The sequence below is a fragment of the Mycobacterium sp. ITM-2016-00316 genome (genome assembly GCF_002968335.2).
Classification (GTDB): Bacteria; Actinomycetota; Actinomycetes; order Mycobacteriales; family Mycobacteriaceae; genus Mycobacterium.
Map to the genome: position 1 here is coordinate 51,120 of NZ_CP134398.1, position 21,442 is coordinate 72,561.

The following is a 21,442-nucleotide window of genomic DNA, read 5'->3' on the forward strand; positions in this document are numbered from 1 at the left end:
TGAGACGAAGGGGTCGGACAGATGAGTCGAGCCGCCTTTACGGTAAATCCGGAGAATCGGCCCGCGTCGGCAGCAGCAGCGCGACGATTGTCAGCAAGGGGGAGGAGCAACATGTCACACCATGGTCGTCACACCGACCAGCTGCGTGCATCCGTCGCGCTGGGCTCTGCGGTGCGGGTGGGGTAGCCGATGTCTAGCTCCTCCTATGCCGGGCACGGTGAGCCCACGCATTACGACGACGTGATCGCCGTCGAGGTGACCATCGACGGCATGCTGGTCATCGCGGATCGACTCGGCCTCGAGGAGTTCCCGCCCTCGCTGGGCATCCGGCCCAACATCCCGCAGCCCGAACTACGGGACAAGGTGTGGGAGAAGGTCGCCGGTGATCTCACCGACCAGGGCGTACTCGATCTGCACGGTAAGCCGCACCCCGAGGTCGCGGCCATGGCGGACTCGCTGTCGCGCTCGGATCGCATGCTCGAGGGACGGTGGTGGCGCCGCGATGTGGGCGGCAAGATGGTGCGCTTCGTGGTCTGCCGCAAAGGTGACCGCCATGTCATCGCCGCCAGGGACGGCGACCTGCTGGTGCTGCAACGGGTGGCTCCACAGGTCGGTCTGGCCGGCATGGTTACCGCGGTGCTGGGAACGGCCGAGCCCGCCGACGTGGAACCGATGACCGGGGTGTCGAGCCGGCTGGCCGAATCGCGTTCTCCGAATCAGTTGGCACAGTTCGGCATCGCCCCCGCCTCGGCGCGCATCTATGCCGAGGCGACCGCCAACCCCAGCAGCTGGGTGGAGATCACCGCGACCGAACGCCACTCCGGGGGCACCTACACCCAGGCCGACGTGGCGGCCGGCGTGCTGGACTCCGCATTGGGTCGTATCGTGTCGATTCCGCGCAAGGTGAACGGCGAGCTGTTCGGCAGTTTCCTGCCCGGCAGCCAGGACAATCTGCAGCGGGCACTCGACGAACTGATGACATTCCTGCCCGCGGGTGCCTGGTTCGAGGCAAAGGCCGACGCCGACTTCTACTACGACGGCGACTGAGGGCGACGATGGGGAATTCGCCGCACGCCGCCCACGGTTCCGAGGATGACGGTGACTACGGGCTCGACGCATTCGACGTCTATCAGCCGTGGGCACCTGCTGAACCCGACGTACCCGCCGAGTCGATCTTCACCGTCACCAATCCACCCGGCACCGTGACGGTTTCGGCGTTCTTCGACGGGCGGGTGGACCGCGTCGAACTCTCCCCCGATGCGGCCGAGGCGGGCGAGGAACCGCTGGCGGCCGAGATCGTGGTGATCGCCGGGCTGGCCACCCAGCGCGCCAGGGCAGCGCAGTTCTCGTACATGCTCGAGGGCATGCAGGACCATGGACATGACACCGTCGACGCCCGGGACTTCCTGAACCGCGCTGTCGGGCTGCCGTCCCCGGAGGATGCGGACGCCGCGCGGGCAGAGGTTTTCGCGACCCGGTATCAAGGTGACCATGACTGAACACCTGGCAAGCCTGTTCGGTACGGCCGTCGGCATGTTGCCGACGGCCCCGGCCCGAGCCCTGGAGTTGTTCACCGAGATCACCTCCGTCGACGAGACCGCCTGCGACGCCTGGGTGGGCCGGCTGCGCTGTGGTGACACCGACCGCGCCACCCTGTTCCGGGCGTGGTACTCGCGGAACAACTTCGGTCAGCTCGCCGGCGCAGCCGAGATCTCGATGAACAGCCTCAACGCCCGCATCCCGATCGGTGGCCTCTATGGCGACATCACCTACCCGGTGAATTCACCGCTGGCGATCACCATGGCGTTCGCGGTGCGTGAGGCCGCCGAGGGCAACTTCGCCGATGCCATGGAAGCCCTGGACGACGCTCCCGCGATGGGTGCCGAATACCTGGTGTCGTGGATCAAGGCGGTCATCTACGGTGCCGCGGAACGCTGGACCGACGTCATCGACGAGGTGCGCGCGGCGTCCGGATGGCCGGACAAGTTCCTCGGTGCGGCCGCCGGTGTCGCGCACGGGGTCGCGGTGACCAACCTCGGGCTGTCCACCGAGGCCGAGCGGCGGCTCACCGAGTCCAACTCGTCGCCGGCGGGGGAGGCCTGCGCCCCGGCCATCGCCTGGTATCTGGCGATGGCGCGGCGTAGCCAGGGCAACGAGGATGCCGCGATCGCTCTGCTGGAGTGGCTGCAGGCCACCCACCCGTCGCCGAAAGTCTCTGCGGCCCTAAAGGATCCGTCCTATCGGCTGGCCACCACGACGGCCGAGAAGATCGCCGCCCGCACCGACCCGTGGGATCCGGCGAGCGTGCAGGCCGACACCTCCGGCCGGGAGAAACTGCTGGCCGACGCCCAGGCCGAGCTGGACCGCCAGATCGGTCTGAGCAGGGTCAAGGAGCAGATCGAGAAGTACCGGGCGGCGACCCAGATGGCGAAGGTACGTGCCGCCCGTGGCATGAAGGTCGCCCAGCAGTCCAAGCACATGATCTTCACCGGCCCGCCCGGCACCGGCAAGACCACCATCGCCAGGGTGGTGGCCAACATCCTGGCCGGCCTCGGCGTGATCGCCGAACCGAAACTGGTGGAGACCTCCCGCAAGGACTTCGTGGCCGAGTACGAGGGTCAATCCTCGGTCAAGACCTCGCGCACCATCGACCGCGCCGTCGGCGGTGTGCTGTTCATCGACGAGGCGTACACGCTGGTGCAGGAGCGCGACGGGCGCGCCGACCCATTCGGCACCGAGGCGTTGGACACGCTGCTGGCCAGGATGGAGAACGACCGCGACCGTCTGGTGGTGATCATCGCCGGCTACAGCGCCGACATCGACCGGTTGCTGGAGACCAATGACGGTCTGCGGTCCCGCTTCGCCACCCGGGTGGAGTTCGACTCCTACTCGGCCGAGGATATCGTCGAGATCGCCAAAGTCATTGCCGAAGACAATGATTCACAGCTCAGCGAGGACGCCGCCAAGAGGGTGCACGACGCTGCGACGCTGCTGCACGACCGGTTGCTGAACGGCAAGCCGGCGCTGGACATCGCCGGAAACGGCCGCTACGCCCGCCAACTGGTGGAAGCCGGTGAGCAGAGCCGGGACATGCGGTTGGCCCGATCGCTGGACATCGAGAGCCTCGGCGTCGAACAGCTCAGCGAGATCAGTGGCGAAGACATGGCCGCCGCGATCGCCGCGGTGCACGGCCGATTGAACATCGGCGCGTAGCGGTGGCAGGGTTCCGGTTGACCACCAAGGTCCAGGTCAGCGGCTGGCGCTTTCTGCTGCGCCGCGTCGAGCACGCCATCGTACGGCGCGACACCCGGATGTTCGATGATCCCCTGCAGTTCTACAGCCGGGCGGTGACGGCCGGCATCGTCATCGCCGTGGTCGTCTGCCTGGGCGCGGTACTGCTCGCGTATTTCAAACCGCTCGGCAAGCGGGGCTCGGACACCCTGCTGGTGGATCGCACCACCAATCAGTTGTACGTGCTGGTTCCCGGCTCCGATGATCTGCGGCCGGTCTACAACCTGACCTCTGCGCGCCTGGTGCTGGGCAACCCGGCCAACCCGTCGGCGGTCAAGTCCGAAGAGCTGAACCGGATGCCAAAGGGCCAGCCGATCGGCATCCCGGGTGCGCCCTACGCCACCCCGGTCGGCGCACCGACATCCTCGTGGTCGCTGTGCGACACGGTGATCAAGCCCGACAGTGTGGCTCCCGAGGTCCAGACCTCCGCGCTGGTGATGCCGCTGTCGGTGGACGCGTCGGTCGGGCCGATGACGCCGAGCCAGGGTGTCCTGGTCTCCTTCAAGGACCGCACCTGGCTGGTGACCGACGATGGCAGGCATTCCATCGACCTCGCCGACCGCGCCATCACCTCGGCCGTCGGCATTCCGGTCACCGCCAGGGCGACCCCGATCTCGGAGGGCCTGTTCAACGCGCTCCCCAACGTCGGCCCCTGGCAGCTGCCCGCGGTCCCGTCGGCCGGCGCACCGAACACCGTGGGGCTGCCACCGAATCTGGTGATCGGCGCGGTCTTCAAGACCATCACCGACAACACCGAACAACGCTATGTGGTGCTACCCGACGGGGTGGCAAAGGTCAACGGCACCACGGCCGCCGCGTTGCGGGCCACCAATTCATTCGGCCTCATCACCTCCCCATCGGTGGAGGCCAGTGATGTCGCGGCGATTCCCGAGCAGGTCTTCGTCTCGCCGCTGCCCGACGAGCCGATGGATATCAGACTGCGCCACGACGCTCCGACGCTGTGCTGGAGCTGGCAGCGCGAGCCCGGCGACCAGGCGCCGCGCCAGACCGTGATCAGCGGCAGGCACCTGCCCGTCCCGGCGTCGCGACTCGACAGCGGTATCGAGCAGATCGCCGGTAACGCAACGGTGTTCATCGAAGGGGGGCAGTTCATCCGGTTGCAGTCACCGGATCCCCGGTACGGAGAAAGCCTCTACTACATCGACCCGCAGGGCGTGCGGTACGGGCTGCCGAACGAGGACACCGCGGGCGCCCTGGGCCTGAGCGGACCGCAGACCGCGCCCTGGCAGGTGGTCAGCCTGCTGATCGATGGCCCGGTGCTGACCAAACAGTCCGCCCTGCTCGAACACGACACGCTCCCCCCGGATCCGAACCCGCGCAAGGTCGATGGACTCAGCAACAACCAGGCGGCTCCGCCAGTCGCGCAGGCACCCGCCGCGCCGGGCGCCCCGGTCGGCGGGCTGCCCGCCCCGGCACCGGGTTCCCCGATGCCGCCCGAAGGAGCCGGTGGATGACGACGAAGAAATTCACCCCGATCATCAAGCGGGGGCCACGGCTCACGCCGGGCGAAATCAACATCACTCCACCGGATGACCTCGGAATCGACATCCCGCCCTCGGGCATCCAGAAGGCGTTGCCCTGGGTGATGGGCGGCGGGATGCTCGGGATGATCGGCATCATGATCTTCACCGGGATCCGGCAGCTGTCGCCCTACATGCTGATGATGCCGCTGATGATGATCATGGCGACCGTCGGCTTCATGGCCGGTGGCGGTCCGGGCGGCAAGCGGGTGCCCGAGATCAACGCCGACCGTAAGGAATACCTGCGCTATCTGGCCGGCCTGCGTGCCCGGGTGACCACCTCGGCGGCCGCACAGGTGACGTTCTTCAACTACCACGCGCCACATCCCGAAGACCTGTTGTCGATCATCGGGACCAACCGGCAGTGGTCGCGGCAGGCCAACGCCGACTTCTACGCCGCCGCCCGGATCGGTGTCGGCGCCGAGCCCGCGGTGGACCGGTTGCTCAAGCCCGCGGTGGGTGGTGAGCTGTCCGGGCCGTCGGGAGCACCGCAGCCCCACCTGGAGCCGGTGAGTCACATGTGGCTGATCAAGTTCCTGCGCACCCACGGACTGATCCACGACTGCCCGAAGCTGGTGCAGCTGAGGACCTTCCCCACCATCGCGATCGGTGGCGACGGCGAGCGCGCGGCGGGACTGCTGACCGCGATGATCTGCCACCTGGCGGTCTTCCATCCGCCGGACCTGGTGCAGATCCGGGTGCTCACCGACAACCCGGAGGATCCGGACTGGACCTGGCTGAAATGGCTTCCGCACGTTCAGCATCAGACCGACACCGACGCGGCCGGGCCGACCCGGCTGGTCTTCACCCGCCCGGACGGTCTGTCCGATCTGACCGCGCGCGGGCCGCACACCGCCGATGCCGCTCCCAGCGGGCCCTACGTCGTCGTGGTCGATCTGACGGGCGGCAAGGCGGGATTTCCGGTGGACGGCCGGGCCGGCGTCACCGTCATCACCCTCGGCAACCATCGCGGGTCGGCCTATCGGATCCGGCTGGACGCCGACGGCAGCGCCGACGACCGGCTGCCGAACCAGACGTTCCGGCTGGTGGTCAATGCGGCCGACCGCATGACGCCGGCGCAGGCCGGGCGGGTGGCCCGCAAGCTGGCCGGGTGGTCGATCACCGGGACGATCATCGACAAGAGCACCCGGGTGCAGAAGAAGGTCGCCACCGAATGGCATCAGCTGGTCGGTGCGCAGACGGTCGAGGAGGTGACGCCGTCGCGGTGGCGGATGTTCACCGACACCGACCGCGACCGGTTGAAGATCCCGTTCGGTCACGAACTCAAGACCGGCGACATCATGCATCTCGACATCAAGGAAGGCGCCGAGTTCGGTGCCGGACCACACGGCATGCTGATCGGCACGACGGGCTCCGGTAAGTCGGAATTCCTTCGCACGCTGATTCTTTCACTCGCCGCAACCCACCATCCCGATCAGGTGAACCTCCTGCTCACCGACTTCAAGGGCGGTTCGACATTTCTCGGCATGGAGAAGTTGCCCCACACCGCGGCGGTGGTGACCAACATGGAAGAGGAAGCCGAGTTGGTCAGCCGCATGGGCGAGGTGCTCTCCGGTGAACTCGACCGGCGGCAATCCATCCTGCGTCAGGCCGGTATCCAGGTCGGGGCGGCCGGTGCACTGTCCGGTGTGGCCGAATACGAGAAACACCGGGAACGTGGAGCAGATCTGGCGCCACTGCCCACCCTGTTCGTCGTGGTCGACGAGTTCGCCGAGCTGTTGCAGAATCACCCGGACTTCATCGCGCTGTTCGACCGCATCTGCCGCGTCGGCCGGTCGCTGCGGGTGCACCTGCTGCTGGCGACCCAGTCGCTGAACACCGGCGGTGTCCGGATCGACAAGCTGGAACCCAACCTGACCTATCGAATTGCGCTGCGCACCACCAGCTCCGCCGAGTCCAAGGCGGTGATCGGGACTCCGGAGGCGCAGTACATCACCAACAAGGAGAGCGGTGTGGGCTTCTTGCGGGTCGGCATGGAGGACCCGGTGAAATTTCGCAGTGTCTACACCGGGACCAACTATCTTCCGGCTTCGGCGATCACCGCCGACGGCGACGTGGCCCCGCGGCCGCATGCACCCAGCCGGGTGCGGATCCAGCCGTTCACGGCCGCACCGATGATGGACGCGACGGAGGTGACGTCGCGATGACGACAGCAGAAGAGCCGCGCGTGCTGCGCGAGGTCGTGCTCGGCCAGCTGGCCACCGGCGAGGAACGCGCCTACAAGATGTGGTTGCCGCCGCTGACCGATCCGACGCCGGTGAACGAACTCGTGGAGCGGGATCAGGGTCAGCCCTTGCGCTTCGGTCTCGGCATCATGGACGAGCCGCGCCGGCACCGCCAGGAGGTGTGGGGCATCGACGTATCCGCGGCGGCGGGCAACATCGCGATCGGCGGGGCCCCACAGACGGGCAAATCGACATTCCTGCAGACCCTGGTGCTTTCGGCGGCGGCCACCCACACCCCGCGCCAGGTCCAGTTCTACTGCATTGACCTCGGTGGCGGCGGCCTGATGTATCTGGAGGACCTGCCGCACGTCGGCGGGGTGGCCACCCGTTCCGAACCCGACCGGGTCAACCGGGCCGTCGCCGAGATGAAAGCCATACTGCGACAGCGGGAAGCGATGTTCAAGCAGTACCGCGTCGGCTCCATCGCGACCTATCGGCAGATGCGTGACGACCCCAACCATCCGGCGTCCGCCGATCCTTTCGGCGATGTGTTCCTGGTGATCGACGGCTGGCCCGCATTCGTGTCGGAATTCCCCGATCTGGAACCGGTGGTGCAGGATCTCGCCGGCCAGGGGCTCGCCTTCGGGGTGCACACCGTCATCTCCACGCCGCGCTGGACCGAGCTGAAGTCGCGGGTGCGTGACTATCTGGGCACCAAGGTCGAATTCCGCCTGGGCGACGTCAACGAGACCCAGGTCGACCGGATGACCCGGGACATTCCGGCGAACCGGCCGGGGCGCGCCATCTCGACGGAGAAGCATCACCTGATGATGGGTGTGCCCCGCCTCGATGGCGTGCACAGTGCGGCCGACATCGTCCCGGCCATCACCGCGGCGGTGGACCATATCGCCTCGCTGCACACCGACGAAGCTCCGCGGGTGCGGGTGCTGCCGGAGCGTATCCACCTGCACGAACTGGATCCGGCTCCACCCGGCCCGGACGCCGATTACCGGACCAGATGGACGGTTCCGGTAGGCATTCGGGAATCCGATCTGTCGGTTGCCTACAACAGCATGTCGGTGACGCCGCATCTGCTGATCTTCGGCGCTCCGAAGTCGGGGAAGACGACGATCGCGGCTGCTGTGGCGCAGGCGATCTGCGCCCGCAACGACCCGACCCAGGTCCGGTTCATGCTGGCCGATTACCGGTCCGGTCTGCTGGACGCGGTACCGCAGAGCCACCTGCTCGACGCGGGCGCCGTCAACCGCAACAGTGCCTCGCTGGATGAGTCGATCAAGGCGCTGGCCACCAACCTGAAGAAACGTCTGCCCCCACCTGACCTGACCACCGCTCAGCTGCGGGCCAGATCGTGGTGGACAGGGCCCGATGTGGTGCTGCTGGTCGACGACTGGCACATGATCGTGGCGGCCGGCGGAATGATCCCGCCGATGGCGCCGCTGGCCCCGCTGTTGCCGGCCTCCGCCGACATCGGCCTGCACGTCGTGGTGACCTGTCAGATGAGCCAGGCGCACCGGGCGACGATGGACAAGTTCGTCGGCGCCGCGTTCGGGGCGGGATCTCCGACCTTGTTCCTGTCCGGTGACAAGACGGAGTTCCCGTCGAGCCAGTTTAAGCTCAAGCGCAGACCTCCTGGCCAGGCACTTCTGGTGTCGCCGGACGGCAAGGAAGTGGTGCAGGCGGCCTATATCGACCCCCCCGAAGAATAAGTGTGTCGAGCACCCCCAAACCGCGGTTAGTATGGAATCTGAGCCGCTCAGCAAAATTGACGGCAACGCGCTAGCAAATGAGTCGGGGGAACGATTCTGATGCGACGGAGCAACAGCTGCGTCCCCCCTTTACAGGAGCCTTTCCAGCACGTTTGGAATCTGTGAGGAGGATCTGCACATGCAACCGCTGCAACACAATCCCGGGGTTCTGGGTATCGGTAATCAGGTCATCGCAAACGGTTCGCGCGGTCTGGCGACCGGGACGGCCGCGACCACGGAGGCCGCCGCCCTGATCCCGGCCGGTGCCGAGGAGGTTTCGGCGCAGGCCGTGATGGCATTCGCCAGCGAAAGCGTCCAGATGGCTGCGCTGAATGCCTTTGCGCAGCAGGAGTTGGCCCGCACCGGAGCGGCCTACCTGGAGGCTTCCGGGATCTACACGACGGTGGACGCCGAGTCGGCTGCCACGCTTTCCTGACCGGTATTCCGCCGTCCTCGACGAGACTGGGTCCAGCAAACTATGACGACGGTACCCGCAATTGTGCCGATGCTGTATGCGGCATTGCCACCGGAGGTCAACACCGGCCGATTGATGGCCGGTGCCGGTGCTGCGCCCATGTACCAGGCGGCGGCTGCCTGGGAGATGTTGTCCATCGCCATGGAGACCCAGGCAGAGGAGTTGTCGGCGAGCCTGGCGTCACTGGCGGGGTCATGGCAGGGCGGGGCCAGCGAGCGGGCGATCTCGTCGACCATGCCGATGGTGGTGTGGCTCCGGACCAGCGCTCTGCAGGCCCAGAAGCGGGCCATGCAGGCCATCGCGCAGGCAAACTCCTATTTGCTGGCGATGGCGGTCACACCACCGCTCGTCGAGATCGAGATGAATCACGTCACCCACGCGGTGCTGGAGGCGACCAACTTCCTCGGGGTGAATGCCGTGCCGATCGGCGTCAACGAGTTCGACTATTTCGTGCGGATGTGGACGCAGGCGGCCGTGGCGATGCACGGGTACCAGTTGGAGACGGCCGCGAACACCGTTTTCGAGCCGATCGCGCCACTGAAACCCATGGTGATGCCGGGCGTCGGTGAGGCCACTCTCGGCATGGCCACCGGTCGGATCGCGGCGACGCTGCCCGGTTCGGTCATGCGCGAGATGGCGTTCGGACACGTCGCGGCCCAGGCTTCGGTGGAATCCGCCGGCCTGCATGCCGGTCGCGCCGCCGCACAGGCGAACTTCTCATCGGTCGCGGCGCAGAGCCAGTCGCGCAAGGCGGAGAACACCGCGCAGCAGGCCCAGGGCGAGCCCGAGCAGCTGATGCAAGGTGTGCAGCAGGGCGCGCAGATGGGTATGCAGCTCGGTTCGCAACTGGGTTCCATGGCGATGCAGGCGCCCCAGCAGATGATGCAGACCGTGACCCAACCGATGCAGCAGCTGGTTTCCCCGCTGCAGCAGGTCAGCTCCATGTTCGGTCAGATGGGCTCCGGCGGCATGAACCACGGGGCGCAGTTCGGGTTGATGGGGGCGAGCCCGTTCTCGAACCACCCGCTGGCCGGCGGGACGGGACCGGCTTCCGGCGCGGGCCTGGTGCGCGCAGCGTCGCTGCCGGGCGCGGGCGGCACGCTGGCGAGCACGCCGTTGATGAACAGCCTGATCGCCCAGCCGGCAGCCGGCGCCGCGGTACCGACCGGTGCGGCTGCCGGCGGGGCCGGCGCGGGACTGGCGCCGGTGGGCGCCGGGGCCGGTGGCGCCCCGATGGGCGGCATGGGCAGTGCGGGCAAGCGGGGCGGCAACAGGCAGAGTCTCGCGGCGCCGTCCCAGTTGGCCCACGATCTGGGCGAAGACGAAGAAGAAGATGATGACTGGTGAATCATCCACCAACACAAGACTTCCCGGCCGAGGGGGCTGGAAGACTCGCCATCCGTGGTGAGGACACAGGAAAACAGGAAGAGTACCGAGCATGGCACAGATGAATACAGATGCCGCTGTCCTCGCCAAGGAGGCAGCCCATTTCGAGACCATCTCCACAGAGCTGAAGACCGTCATCGGCCAGGTCGAGTCCACTGGTGGGGCTTTGGCCGCCCAGATGGTCGGTCAGGCAGGCACCGCCGGGCAGGCCGCACTTCTGCGCTTCCACGAGGCCGCCATCCGCCAGGTCCAGGAGCTCAACGACATCACCCAGAACATCCAGACCTCGGGTACGCAGTACACCACAGCAGATGACGACCAGGCCGCAAACCTGTCGTCCGCGATGAACCTCTGATCCCGAGAAGCCACAGAAGGAGATAACACATGAGCAACCAGGTTTGGGAATTCGGCGGGATCGAAGGATCCGCCGGCGAGATCGACGGTTATGTCGCACGCACTCAGGGTCTGCTGGACGAGGGCAAGGCCTCGCTCGCATCGTTGGCCGCAGTGTGGGGTGGTTCCGGCTCGGAGGCCTATCAGGCCGTACAGGCGCGATGGGACAGCACCTCGGCGGAACTGAACGCCGCGTTGCAGAACCTCGCAGCGACCATCCGGGATTCCGGCCAGAACATGTTCCAGGTCGAGCAGGGTGTCACCGGGATGTTCATCTAGCACGACGGCGCGAGGGGTGGGCGGACCAGCCTTCGGGCGTCCGCCCACCCCGTGCGTACCGGCAACAGAACGACTTTGAGAGGTGCCTATGTCGGCCGACTATGACCGGCTGTTCCATTCCTCCGGTGCGTCCGACGCCGCCGACGAGGAAACCGCGGCCCACCGCGAATCCACGCCCCCGATGCCGGTCAACGCATCCGGTTCCGGCGCAGGCGGTTCGGGCTATACCGGAGAGCACGCCGCCCCACCGATGCCGATCGCGCCGACACAGACGTCGACGGCTCCGCCAACCGCGGCGCCACCGCCGCGGCCGAGCGAGGTCACCAGCCAGATTCCGGTGACGCCCTCGACCGGGCCGCAGCGGGTACAGAACGGGTTGTTGCGCACCCCGCAGGCCAACCCCGGCGCCGGGGCGCGGTTCGAGCAGCAGTACGCCGCTCCCGCGCCGCAGCAGCGCTCGGCTCCCGCACCCGCCCCCAGCCAGCACTTCAACGAGGCGCCGGAAACTGCGTGGTCCCAGGCCAATGCCCCGGCTCCGACCGGGCAGCCCGCACCCACGTCGGCGGCCACCATCGGCAACCATCGCGCGATCGACGCGCTGTCCCACGTCGGGGTGCGCTCCGCGGTGAAGATGCCGTCGCAACGTGGATGGCGGCACTGGCTCTACATGTTCACCCGCATCAACATGGGCCCGTCACCGGACGAGATCTACGAGATGGACCTGCAGGCCCGTGTCCGCCGGAATGCCAGGGACTCCTACCAGATCGGCGTGTTCGGCCTCAAGGGCGGAGTCGGAAAGACCGCCGTCACGGTGGCGCTGGGTTCGGCGCTCAGCCGGGTCCGCGGTGACCGTATCCTGGCCATCGACGCCGACCCGGACGGCGGTAACCTCGCCGATCGCGCCGGCAGGCAGTCGGCGGCCACGGTATCGGATCTGCTGTCGGACAAGGAGTTGTCCCGGTACAACGATATCCGCGCCTACACCAGCATGAACGCGGCGAATCTCGAGGTGCTGTCCTCCGAGGAGTACAGCGCCGCCCGGCGCGAGTTCAACGACGACGACTGGAGAGCTGCCGTCGGTGTGGTGTCCCGGTACTACAACCTGGTGTTGGCGGATTGCGGCGCGGGTCTGTTCACCCCGTCCTCGCGCGGGGTGCTGTCCACGGTGTCGGGCATGGTGATCGTGGCCAGCGCATCGATCGACGGGGCCCGCCAGGCCGCGGTGACGATGGACTGGTTGCGCCAGAACGGATATCAGGATCTGCTGGGCCGGTCCTGTGTGGTCATCAACCACGTCACCCCGGGTAAGACCAATATCGACGTCGATGATCTGGTGCAGCAGTTCGAGCGCCACATCGCGCCCGGCCGGGTGGTGGTGCTGCCCTGGGACAAGCACATCGCCGCGGGCACCGAGATCCAGCTGGACCTGCTCGGCCAGACCTTCCAGCGCCGAATCCTGGAACTGGCAGCCTCGCTGTCCGATGACTTCGACCGGCTCGAACGGCGTTGACCGCCACCGCCATGTCGTCGGGGCCGTCGGCCGTCACTCCGGGCCGGCCGTCGACAACCCGGGTCACCATCCTCACCGGCCGACGGATGACCGATCTGGTGCTGCCGGCGTCGGCGCCGATCGAGACCTATATCGACGAGACGGTCGCGGTGCTGGCCGAACTGCTGGACGACGCACCCGCGGATGTGTTGGCGGGCTTCGACTTCAAGGCGCAGGGCGTCTGGGCCTTCGCCCGTCCGGGCGCACCCCCGCTGAAGGCCAGCGAATCGCTGGATGACGCCGGTGTCGTGGACGGTGCACTGCTGACGCTGGTGTCGGTCAGCCGCACCGAGAGGTACCGGCCGTTGGTCGAGGACGTCATCGACGCCATCGCGGTGCTCGACGAATCCCCGGAGTTCGACCGCAGCGCGTTGAACCGGTTCGTCGGTCTGGCCATCCCGACGGTCTCGGTGGTCGGCACCGTCACCGCTCTGGTGGCCTGGACGCAGTCCGGGCAGTCCTGGTGGTGGGCGGTCGCTCTCGCGGTGCTGGGGCTGGGGTTGCTCGGTGGCGCCATGCTGTCGCAGAGCCGTTACCAGAGCATCGATTTGGCCGAGAGCCTGATGCTGTCCGCACTCCCACCTCTGGCCGCGGCCGCGGCGCTGGCGGTGCCGTTACCGCGGGAGGCCGACGGGCTGGGCGCCCCGCAGCTGGCGGCCGCGGCCGCGCTCACGCTGCTGTTCACGCTGTCCACCCGCGGCGGACCACGAAAACGGGCCAGCGTGGCGTCGTTCTTCGCGGTACTCACGGTGGCCATCACCGCGGCCGCCGTCACCTACGGATATGGCGGCCAGGAATGGGTGCCCGCCGGCGCCATCGCCTTCGGTCTGATCGTGGTGACCAACGCCGCCAAGCTGACCGTCGCCGTCGCGCGCATCGCCCTGCCGCCCATCCCGGCCCCGGGCGAGGCGGTGACCAATGACGAACTGCTGGACCCGGTTTCGCGGCCCGACATCGCCGACGACGAGTCTCCCACCTGGCAGGCGATCATTGCCTCGGTGCCGGATTCGGCGGCCCGCCTGACCGAGCGCAGCCAGCTCTCCAAACAGCTGCTGATCGGCTTCCTGACCGCCGGCGCAGTGGTCCTTGCCGCCGGTGCGATCTCGGTGGTGGTGCAGGGACACTTCTTCCTGCACAGCATGATCGTGGCCGCACTGGTCACCGTCATCTGCGGATTCCGGTCCCGGCTGTACGCCGAAAGATGGTGTGCCTGGGCGTTGATGGCGGTGAGCGTCGCGGTGCCGACCGGGGTGGCTGTCCGGTTGTGTCAGTGGTACCCGGATCGGGCCTGGCTCGTGTTGGCGATCTACCTGCTGGTGGCGCTCGTCGCGTTGATCACGGTGGCGGCCACCGACAACGTCAACCGGCTCTCACCGGTCACCAAGCGGATCTTCGAGTTGTTCGACGGTGCATCGATCGCCGCGGTGATACCGCTGCTGCTGTGGATATCCGGCGTGTACGACCTGCTGCGCAACCTGCGATTCTAGGGAGTCGTCCCGGTGATCTCGGCGACCGCCTCGTTGAGGCGGTCCTGGTCGGCGGCGATCGATTCCGCGGCCTCGGCGGTCGCATTGAGCAGGGCCTCGTTCAGCCGCTGCTCCACCGTGCCGGCACCCAGCCGCAGCGTGCCGTCGGCGATGAACACATCGACGAGGTGGTGGTGACCGTTCAGCGTCACCTCGACGGTCTCGGTTTCGTCTGTCGCGGTGAAGGATTCGCTGGCCATCTTGTGCAGCTGCTGGTCCATCAGGTCCTGGAGGCGGCCGGCCTGGCGCAGCACTGCCGCCACCTCCGGGTGCATCTGCGCGCCGCCGTGATCGGTGCTCATTTGGGCTCCTTGTCCGGCACGTCCTTGCGCCTGCGGTTACCGATCACGGGCTCGGTGTAGGCGCGCTCTTCGACGTAGAGCTCCTCGTCCGGCGCGAAGCGGGGGTCACGGCGCTTCTCCTTGCCCTGCTGGCCGCCGCCGTGACCCATACCGCCCATGCCGCCGCCCATGGCGCCCATCCCGCCACCCATGGCCGACGCCGGGATGGCCCCGGACCCACCGCCCCGCGCGCCACCGCCGGGGCTGGGTGCAACCGTTTCGGCACCGACGTTGGGCTGCAACGGCAGTGCCGGGGCGCCACCGCCACCAGCCCCGGATCCGCCGCCCGAGCCACCACCACCGACACCGGCCGGCGATATCCCGGGATCGTCGAGGCCCGGTTCGGGCAGGCCGGTGCCCGGAGTTCCACCGCCCCCGGGCAGGCCGCCGCTCGGGAGACCGCCGCCTCCGCCGGGTTTGCCCGCCCCGGAGGGGGATCCGCCACCTGAAGGGGAACCACCGCTCGACGGTGCACCCCCCGAGGGCGGGGAACCGGCGGGCTGACCGGACTGCGTGGACATGGGTGTCGATGGGGGTTGCTGTGGGGCGGCCTGCGCCGGTGCGCCGCCCTCCGAGCCGCCGCCGCCCGCCGGGTTCCCGGTGCCGGTGGGAGGTGGCGCAGTAGGCCGGGTCGTCGTCTTGTTCTTGCCCCTGTCCCAACCGGTCTGCAGCGCCTGCCGAATCGGCGGGGTCGGCGGTGTGACCGGGGTGACGGCCGCAGCCGCAGCGTAGTCGGCGAGCACCTCTTCGGACTTGGCTTGCAGCTTCTGGTACTCCGCAAGCAGCAGCGACATCTGTGTCGCGTCGGTGGTCGTACCGAGCTGTGCGGTGATCGCCTGCACCTCGGCGACGGTGGGGTGTGACGCGGCCGCCCATCGGTGGATGCGGGCGAGTTCTTTGGCGTGGTCAGCCATCTTCACTGCGGCGCGGGCCATTTCCTGCAGCCAGGTCTTGTGGCGCCGCAGCGCCGTGCCCGCAACTTCGGCAGCGGAGCCGTCCCAATCGACCGCGTCGAGGTCGAATTCCTCGGCTCGCGAGGCCAATTGGGCCGCATAGTCGCCCCAGTTCGCCGCGAAGCTGTCGAGCGTCGCGGCCTGGTCGGGTTGTGCGATCTGTTCTGCGGCAACCTCGACGGCCAGGTAGCCGGGTGGGGCAGGACAGGCGGCGACGGGCATCTGCGGCGCCGATACCGGCACGTCCATCTCGGGAACCGGAATCCCCGCGATCTCGCCGACGGTGCCGTCGATCGCCGCGGCGCCGGCCCGATCGGTCGACTCGTAGGTGCTGGCCGCGGCCTTCAACGCCCCGGAGAGCAGGGCGGCTTCCTCCTGCCCGGCCGCGATGAAGGATCTCATCCCCTCGCCCTCAGCACTGATCTGTCCCACCGCGATCCCCGCGAGCTCCAGACCGCACGGCGCCTGCGGCTGCTCGGGCGTGGGCGGCAGTGGCACGTCAAGGCTTGCGGCCTTGCCGCGCAGGTCTGCCGGTTCAACCTTCAGCGGTGATGTCATGACGCCCCCTCCAGCGCCATCTGGTAGCGGCTCTCCTCGCGCGGATTGATCAGCCGGATGGGCAACTGACTGTGCCGCGGGGTCTCGATGAAGTTGCTGCGCAGCACAACTCGGCCGACCCCCGGGTGCGGTCCGAGGTAGGTGGTGGAATTCGGCCAGGACACCTTGGCGACCGGTCCGATCCGGCCGTTGACGAACCCGGCGAACTCGCGGAACTGCGGGCCCAGTGTCACCATCCCGCCGGCGGCCGCCGAGCGGATCACGAACTGGGTGAACAGCCGGGCATCGCCGAGGTTGACGCTCACGTCGACATCGTCGAACGGCATGTAGACCGGGTAGCGGTCCGCGGTCTCACCGATGAGCACTCCGGCCGAACCGATGGGCAGTTCGTAGTGCCGGTCGGTGACCGGGCTCTCGCCGAGCAGGGCCGCACGCTGGCCACCGAACAGGCACGAGAATCCGCGCGGCGTCGAAGGATTGGCGAGCGTGGTCAGCAGCACCGTCGTGGTCGGCGCCGCGCCGGGGCGGATGCGCACCCGGGTGATGGTGTGGTCGGCGCGCGCCGACCACCACATGTCGGGACCGCCCGGGGCGACGTAGGCGGTGGTGAACGTGCTGCGGCCCTTGATCGACGACCAGGATTCTCGTTCGAAGCTGATCTCGGTGGCATGGTCGAAATCGTCGAAGCTGCGGCTGCAGCGCGCGTCGATTCCGTTGCTGGCCAACTGATCCGCGATCCGGGTGGCCGAGGCGACCAGATAGCGGGCCAGCCCCGACACCCCGGTGTCACGGCGCTGTGCGGGCCGTCGCGTCACCTCGGGATCGGCACGCAGCACGATCCAGGTACGCCGGTTCGCCGGCGCCGGGTAGGGGCCCACCACCTGTTCGTAGAGGGCGACCAGACCGGCCGGTGCCGACTTCCCGACCCGGTATCCGGCCGCCACCACGTCGGCCTCGAGCTCGGGGCAGTGCGCCCTGATCAGCTGCTCCACCACGCGGGTGTCGATCACGTCATCGGTGAAGGCCTCGCCGTCGACGAGGACAGTCGGGGTGAACGGCCGCGGGATGAGTTCGATGATCGCGACCAGGAAATCGTCCTGCCAGCGCACCGCGACGTGGTCGCCGGGCAACACGGTGGCCCCCACGGCGGGTGCCGAGGGCGCGGCGGGCGGTGTGGTGAGCCTGCGGCGCCACGAGAACAGGGCCGCGACCCAGCCCGTGATGCGGCGTCCACGCACGGTCAGCGTGACGGAGATCGCGAGCAGCACGGCCAGCGTGATGCCGAGCCACAACAGGTCCAGCGCGCTGAATACCGCGATACCGGCCGGAATGAGGACCGCCGCCCACAGCAGGTGACCGGTGGTGAACCGGAACCCGAACTGGCCGAGGAACTCCTTCATCGGCGCCTCATGGCCCGCCGGGCCAGCGCCGCGATGCCCAGTACCAGCGCCAGCCCGGCGCCGGTCAGGACCACGATGGTGATCGGGCCGCGGTCGGGCGGTTCGATGACCACCGGCGGCGGCAGCTGCTTGACGCGGTAGGGAGCCGCCTTGGGGCCGGGCGGTACATCCCAGGTCAGAGCCGCAACCGGATCGATGACGCCGGCGCCGACATAGTTGTCCACGCCGCCCCCGGGATGGCGGGCGGTGGCGGTGATGCGGTTCATGACCTGTGCGGCCGTCAGGTCGGGGAACCGTTGCTTGAGCAGCGCGGCCAGCCCCGAAACATAGGCCGCGGCAAAGGATGTGCCGGCGATCGGGATGGGTCCCTCGGCGCCGTTGAGCGCATTGACCGGCTCGCTCCCATAGCCGAGCGCCGTGATGTTCTCGGCAGGCGCGGCGGCGTCGACCCAGGGGCCCGACATCGAGAAGGTGCTGGGCTGACCGGTCTGCCCGATGCCGCCGACGGTGAGCACCAGCGGCGAATACCAGGCGGGGGACACGATCGTCTGCACCTGTTTCCAGCCGCGCGGATCGTTGGGCACGTCGGCCTCGGGCGGCGGGTTCTGGGTGCAGTCCTGGCCGGTGTTGCCGGCCGCCACCACCACGATCGCGCCCTTGATGTTGACGGCGAAGTTGATCGCCGCGCCGACGGTGGCCTCGTCGATCGGCCGCGTCGACTTGTAGCAGGCGGCCTCGCTGATGTTGATGACCTGTGCCCCCAGGTTGGCGGCATGCACGATCGAGCGCGCCAGGCTGCGCAACGAGCCCGCCGTCTGGGTGGTGTTCGGGTCATTGGGGTCGCTGCGTGAACCGACGGGCTGGAAGTTGTCCGAGGTCTGGCGCAACGACAAAATGCGCGCCTGCGGGGCAACGCCGATGAACCCGTCGGTGGGAGCGGGCCTGCCCGCGATGATTGCCGCGGTCAGTGTCCCGTGCGCGTCGCAGTCGGACATTCCGTTGCCGGCCTTGTCCACGAAGTCGCCGCCGGGTTCGGCAGGGACCCGGGCAGAGCCGTTGACCCCGGTGTCGATGACCGCGACGGTCACCCCGGCCCCGGTGGCGAATTTCTGCGCATCGGCAAGGCGCAGGTACTCGTTGGCCCACGGTTTGTCGATGAAATTCGAATCCGGGAAGCTGATCGGCGCCGAGCACTGCCGGCGTTGCTCGGTCGGCTGGTCAGGACCTGTTTCGTCGGGCGGGACGGCGGCCGGATCGATGACGGGCGGTTCGATCGCGACGGCCGGCGGCGCCGTCAGCAGGACGAGTGCCAAAGCGGCCAGCAGCGCACCGATGCGTCGCACGGTTGTTCACTCCCCCTTGCAGTCCCCGGATGCGGGTTGCGCCGGCACACCCCGCAGCAAAGTGGAGGCCGCCTACCGGCGGCGCATCCTGTCACGACAGCCTAGGTGTGGACTTCCCATCCAGCTTTGCCAGAGTCATTTTACGGGGGTGCAGATGGGCCTCGTTCCGCTTTCTGGATCAGGCGTCGAGATCCTTGGTCACCAGCTCGGCGATGGTGGCCAGCGCCGCGGCATCCTCCGATGCCACCGTCACCTGCGCGCCGTTTCCGGCGCCCAGCGTCATGATCATCAGTGCGGAGCCGGCATCCACGGGTTCGCCACCGTCGACGGCGAGGGTCACCTCGACACCGGCATTGACGACGGCCTCGGCGATGATCGCGGCGGGCCGGGCGTGCAGGCCGATGGAGGATCCGACGGTGACGGTCTTCTCGGGCATGTGTTTCTCCTTGTGTGTTGGGGTTGTGGTCGAGAATGTCAGACGGACACAGCTTGGCGGGGCTTGATGAACTGCTTGGCCGCGACGACCGCCAAGGCGGAGACGACGGTGCCGGCAGCCAAGGCGATGACGAACCACAACAGGTTGCCGATCGCGAAGAAGACGAAGATGCCGCCGTGCGGCGCCCGCAGCGTCACACCGAACGCCATGCACAGTGCGCCGGTGATGGCCCCGCCGAACATCATCGACGGGATGACGCGCAGCGGGTCGGCCGCGGCGAACGGGATGGCTCCCTCGGAGATGAACGAGGCGCCGAGAAGCCAAGCCGCGCGGCCGTTTTCTTTCTCGGGTTCGCTGAACAGGCCGGGGCGGATGGTCGTGGCGAGAGCCATGGCCAGCGGCGGGACCATGCCGGCCGCCATCACCGTCGCCATGATTTCGAAGGATGCGGTGGTGGCCGCGGCGAGGCCGGCGGTGGCGAAGGCGTAGGCGGCCTTGTTGACCGGGCCGCCGAGGTCGAAGCACATCATCAGGCCGAGAATGACGCCGAGGAACACCGCCGAGGTGCCGGTCAGCCCGTTGAGCCAATCGGTGAGGCTGGTGTTGACCCAGGCCAGCGGGCGGCCGATCAGGAAGAACATGATCAGACCCACCGACAGTGATGCGATGAGCGGGATGATCACCACCGGCATGAGGCCGCGTAACCATTGCGGGACTTTGAGGTTGCTGATCCACAGTGCGGTGAAGCCGGCGATCACGCCGCCGACGATGCCGCCGATGAAGCCGCCGCCGACGAACACCGCGAGCGCGCCCGCGGTGAAGCCCGGCGCGATACCGGGCCGATCGGCGATGGCGAAGGATATGTAGCCGGCCAGCGCGGGCACCAGGAAGCTGAAGGCCAGCCCGCCCAGGGTGAACAGGATGGCACCGAGGTACTGCATCATGCCGCCGTCGGGCAGGTTGGTCAGCGAGTTGTTGAGCGCGATGTCCTGGCCGTTGTCGGCGATCTCGTAGCCGCCGAACAGGAAGCCCAGCGCGATCAGCAGACCACCGGCCGCGACGAACGGGATCATGTAGCTCACACCGGTGAGCAGGATCTGCCGGGTCCGGGTGCCCCAGCCGACGTTGGAGGAACCCTCGGTACCGCTGTCGGCGCCGGCGGTGCCCTCCACCCGGGCGGCCCTCGGGTTATCCGCGGCGGCAACGGCTTCGGCGATCATGGTGTCGGGTTCATTGATGGCGCGTTTCACGCCGGAGGCGATCACCGGCTTGCCCGCGAACCGGCTGCGGTCCTTGACACCCACATCGGTGGCGAAGATGACGGCGTCGGCGGCGGCGATGGTCGAACCGGGCAGCGGTGTGCTGCCCGAGGAGCCCTGAGTCTCCACCACGAACTCGACGTCGGCGCGTTCGGCGGCCAGTTTCAGCGCATCGGCCGCCATGTAGGTGTGCGCGATTCCGGTGGGGCAGGCGGTGATCGCCACGATCTTCTTCTTGGCGGCAGGTGCTGCGGAGGCGGCCGGCGCGGCGGCGGGTGCGTCGGGCGCGGGGGCGGGGTTCACCACGCCCTCGACCAGCGCGACCAGTTCACCGGCCGTGCCTGCGGACCGCAGCGACTCGACGAAGTCCTTGCGTACCAGCGCGCGGGCCAGGCTGGAGAGCAGCTTCATGTGTTCGGCGCCGCCGGAATCCGGTGCGGCGATGAGGAACACCAGATCGGCCGGACCGTCTGGGGCGCCGAAGTCGACTTTGGGGGACAGCCGGGCGAAACCGATGGTCGGGGTGTCGACATACGGTGACCGGCAGTGCGGGATGGCGATCCCGCCGGGCAGGCCGGTCGCGGACTGGGCCTCGCGCGCCATCGCGGCGGCGATCAGCCCGTCGGCGTCGGTGGTGCGGCCCGCGCCGACCAGTAGCCCGGCGATGCGGGAGATGACGGACTGCTTGTCGGCGCCGGCATCGGCGTCGAGCAGGACCAGGTCGGTGGTGATCACCGAGGGTGAACTGGACATGGAGTGA

18 protein-coding genes are annotated in these 21,442 nt (G+C 68.2%); 12 read left to right on the forward strand and 6 right to left on the reverse strand.

The window, feature by feature from the left end; genetic code table 11:
* Positions 1-189 precede the first annotated feature (189 nt).
* The 12 genes from C6A86_RS00250 to eccD all read left to right on the forward strand — a co-directional run bounded on the left by C6A86_RS00250 (position 190) and on the right by eccD (position 14,353).
* The gene (locus C6A86_RS00250) at positions 190-1,047 is read left to right on the forward strand and encodes an ESX secretion-associated protein EspG (protein WP_105364699.1); all 858 of its coding nucleotides are present in this window, start codon (positions 190-192) and stop codon (positions 1,045-1,047) included.
* Between the two features lie 8 nt (positions 1,048-1,055).
* Positions 1,056-1,499, forward strand: a complete 444-nt coding sequence (locus tag C6A86_RS00255) for a secretion protein EspD (RefSeq protein ID WP_105364698.1) — start codon at positions 1,056-1,058, stop codon at positions 1,497-1,499.
* Entirely contained in the window at positions 1,492-3,213 is a 1,722-nt protein-coding gene (eccA, locus tag C6A86_RS00260; protein WP_105364697.1) for a type VII secretion AAA-ATPase EccA, read from the forward strand. Before C6A86_RS00255 ends, eccA begins: the two co-directional genes overlap by 8 nt.
* 2 nt (positions 3,214-3,215) lie before the next feature.
* A complete protein-coding gene (gene eccB / locus C6A86_RS00265; RefSeq protein ID WP_105364696.1) occupies positions 3,216-4,766 on the forward strand; it encodes a type VII secretion protein EccB in 1,551 nt (516 codons plus the stop codon).
* Positions 4,763-7,000 carry a type VII secretion protein EccCa gene (gene eccCa, locus C6A86_RS00270; RefSeq protein ID WP_105364695.1) on the forward strand — a complete coding sequence of 746 codons (2,238 nt, stop codon included), beginning with the start codon at positions 4,763-4,765 and terminating at the stop codon, positions 6,998-7,000. The genes eccB and eccCa overlap by 4 nt, the downstream gene beginning before the upstream one ends.
* A complete protein-coding gene (gene eccCb / locus C6A86_RS00275; protein WP_311100981.1) occupies positions 6,997-8,745 on the forward strand; it encodes a type VII secretion protein EccCb in 1,749 nt (582 codons plus the stop codon). The genes eccCa and eccCb overlap by 4 nt, the downstream gene beginning before the upstream one ends.
* 178 nt (positions 8,746-8,923) lie before the next feature.
* A complete protein-coding gene (locus C6A86_RS00280) occupies positions 8,924-9,220 on the forward strand; it encodes a PE family protein (protein ID WP_105361624.1) in 297 nt (98 codons plus the stop codon).
* 42 nt (positions 9,221-9,262) lie between these two features.
* Positions 9,263-10,606 (forward strand): PPE family protein, encoded by a 1,344-nt coding sequence (locus C6A86_RS00285; protein ID WP_233212846.1) that lies wholly within the window; start codon positions 9,263-9,265, stop codon positions 10,604-10,606.
* Between the two features lie 91 nt (positions 10,607-10,697).
* A complete protein-coding gene (locus C6A86_RS00290) occupies positions 10,698-11,000 on the forward strand; it encodes a WXG100 family type VII secretion target (RefSeq protein ID WP_105361622.1) in 303 nt (100 codons plus the stop codon).
* 29 nt (positions 11,001-11,029) lie between these two features.
* Entirely contained in the window at positions 11,030-11,317 is a 288-nt protein-coding gene (locus tag C6A86_RS00295; RefSeq protein WP_105361621.1) for a WXG100 family type VII secretion target, read from the forward strand.
* A gap of 88 nt (positions 11,318-11,405) precedes the next feature.
* Positions 11,406-12,827, forward strand: coding sequence for a MinD/ParA family protein (locus C6A86_RS00300; protein ID WP_105361620.1), 1,422 nt, complete (start codon positions 11,406-11,408; stop codon positions 12,825-12,827).
* A complete protein-coding gene (gene eccD / locus C6A86_RS00305; protein WP_311100982.1) occupies positions 12,824-14,353 on the forward strand; it encodes a type VII secretion integral membrane protein EccD in 1,530 nt (509 codons plus the stop codon). Before C6A86_RS00300 ends, eccD begins: the two co-directional genes overlap by 4 nt.
* Here eccD and C6A86_RS00310 read toward each other — a convergent pair.
* The 6 genes from C6A86_RS00310 to C6A86_RS00335 form a co-directional block, all read right to left on the reverse strand.
* Entirely contained in the window at positions 14,350-14,694 is a 345-nt protein-coding gene (locus tag C6A86_RS00310; protein ID WP_233212815.1) for a YbaB/EbfC family nucleoid-associated protein, read from the reverse strand. The two genes, eccD and C6A86_RS00310, sit on opposite strands and share 4 nt — an antisense overlap.
* Entirely contained in the window at positions 14,691-16,244 is a 1,554-nt protein-coding gene (locus tag C6A86_RS00315) for a PPE domain-containing protein (RefSeq protein ID WP_311100983.1), read from the reverse strand. The genes C6A86_RS00310 and C6A86_RS00315 overlap by 4 nt, the downstream gene beginning before the upstream one ends.
* On the reverse strand, positions 16,241-17,644 hold the full coding sequence (gene eccE / locus C6A86_RS00320) for a type VII secretion protein EccE (RefSeq protein WP_105363047.1): 1,404 nt from the start codon (positions 17,642-17,644) through the stop codon (positions 16,241-16,243). The genes C6A86_RS00315 and eccE overlap by 4 nt, the downstream gene beginning before the upstream one ends.
* The gene (mycP, locus tag C6A86_RS00325; protein ID WP_105363048.1) at positions 17,641-18,987 is read right to left on the reverse strand and encodes a type VII secretion-associated serine protease mycosin; all 1,347 of its coding nucleotides are present in this window, start codon (positions 18,985-18,987) and stop codon (positions 17,641-17,643) included. Before mycP ends, eccE begins: the two co-directional genes overlap by 4 nt.
* 178 nt (positions 18,988-19,165) lie before the next feature.
* Positions 19,166-19,423, reverse strand: a complete 258-nt coding sequence (locus C6A86_RS00330; protein ID WP_105363049.1) for an HPr family phosphocarrier protein — start codon at positions 19,421-19,423, stop codon at positions 19,166-19,168.
* Between the two features lie 38 nt (positions 19,424-19,461).
* Positions 19,462-21,435, reverse strand: coding sequence for a fructose-specific PTS transporter subunit EIIC (locus C6A86_RS00335; protein WP_105363050.1), 1,974 nt, complete (start codon positions 21,433-21,435; stop codon positions 19,462-19,464).
* Positions 21,436-21,442 lie beyond the last annotated feature (7 nt).

What these genes read in the sequence shown, in the direction of transcription:
- C6A86_RS00250 (WP_105364699.1), top strand. Translation starts at nt 190, where the DNA reads ATGTCTAGCTCCTCCTATGCCGGGCACGGTGAGCCCACGCATTACGAC.
- C6A86_RS00255 (WP_105364698.1), top strand. Translation starts at nt 1,056, where the DNA reads ATGGGGAATTCGCCGCACGCCGCCCACGGTTCCGAGGATGACGGTGAC.
- eccA (WP_105364697.1), top strand. Translation starts at nt 1,492, where the DNA reads ATGACTGAACACCTGGCAAGCCTGTTCGGTACGGCCGTCGGCATGTTG.
- eccCa (WP_105364695.1), top strand. Translation starts at nt 4,763, where the DNA reads ATGACGACGAAGAAATTCACCCCGATCATCAAGCGGGGGCCACGGCTC.
- eccCb (WP_311100981.1), top strand. Translation starts at nt 6,997, where the DNA reads ATGACGACAGCAGAAGAGCCGCGCGTGCTGCGCGAGGTCGTGCTCGGC.
- C6A86_RS00280 (WP_105361624.1), top strand. Translation starts at nt 8,924, where the DNA reads ATGCAACCGCTGCAACACAATCCCGGGGTTCTGGGTATCGGTAATCAG.
- C6A86_RS00285 (WP_233212846.1), top strand. Translation starts at nt 9,263, where the DNA reads ATGACGACGGTACCCGCAATTGTGCCGATGCTGTATGCGGCATTGCCA.
- C6A86_RS00290 (WP_105361622.1), top strand. Translation starts at nt 10,698, where the DNA reads ATGGCACAGATGAATACAGATGCCGCTGTCCTCGCCAAGGAGGCAGCC.
- C6A86_RS00295 (WP_105361621.1), top strand. Translation starts at nt 11,030, where the DNA reads ATGAGCAACCAGGTTTGGGAATTCGGCGGGATCGAAGGATCCGCCGGC.
- C6A86_RS00300 (WP_105361620.1), top strand. Translation starts at nt 11,406, where the DNA reads ATGTCGGCCGACTATGACCGGCTGTTCCATTCCTCCGGTGCGTCCGAC.
- C6A86_RS00310 (WP_233212815.1), bottom strand. Translation starts at nt 14,694, where the DNA reads ATGAGCACCGATCACGGCGGCGCGCAGATGCACCCGGAGGTGGCGGCA.
- C6A86_RS00315 (WP_311100983.1), bottom strand. Translation starts at nt 16,244, where the DNA reads ATGACATCACCGCTGAAGGTTGAACCGGCAGACCTGCGCGGCAAGGCC.
- eccE (WP_105363047.1), bottom strand. Translation starts at nt 17,644, where the DNA reads ATGAAGGAGTTCCTCGGCCAGTTCGGGTTCCGGTTCACCACCGGTCAC.
- C6A86_RS00330 (WP_105363049.1), bottom strand. Translation starts at nt 19,423, where the DNA reads ATGCCCGAGAAGACCGTCACCGTCGGATCCTCCATCGGCCTGCACGCC.
- C6A86_RS00335 (WP_105363050.1), bottom strand. Translation starts at nt 21,435, where the DNA reads ATGTCCAGTTCACCCTCGGTGATCACCACCGACCTGGTCCTGCTCGAC.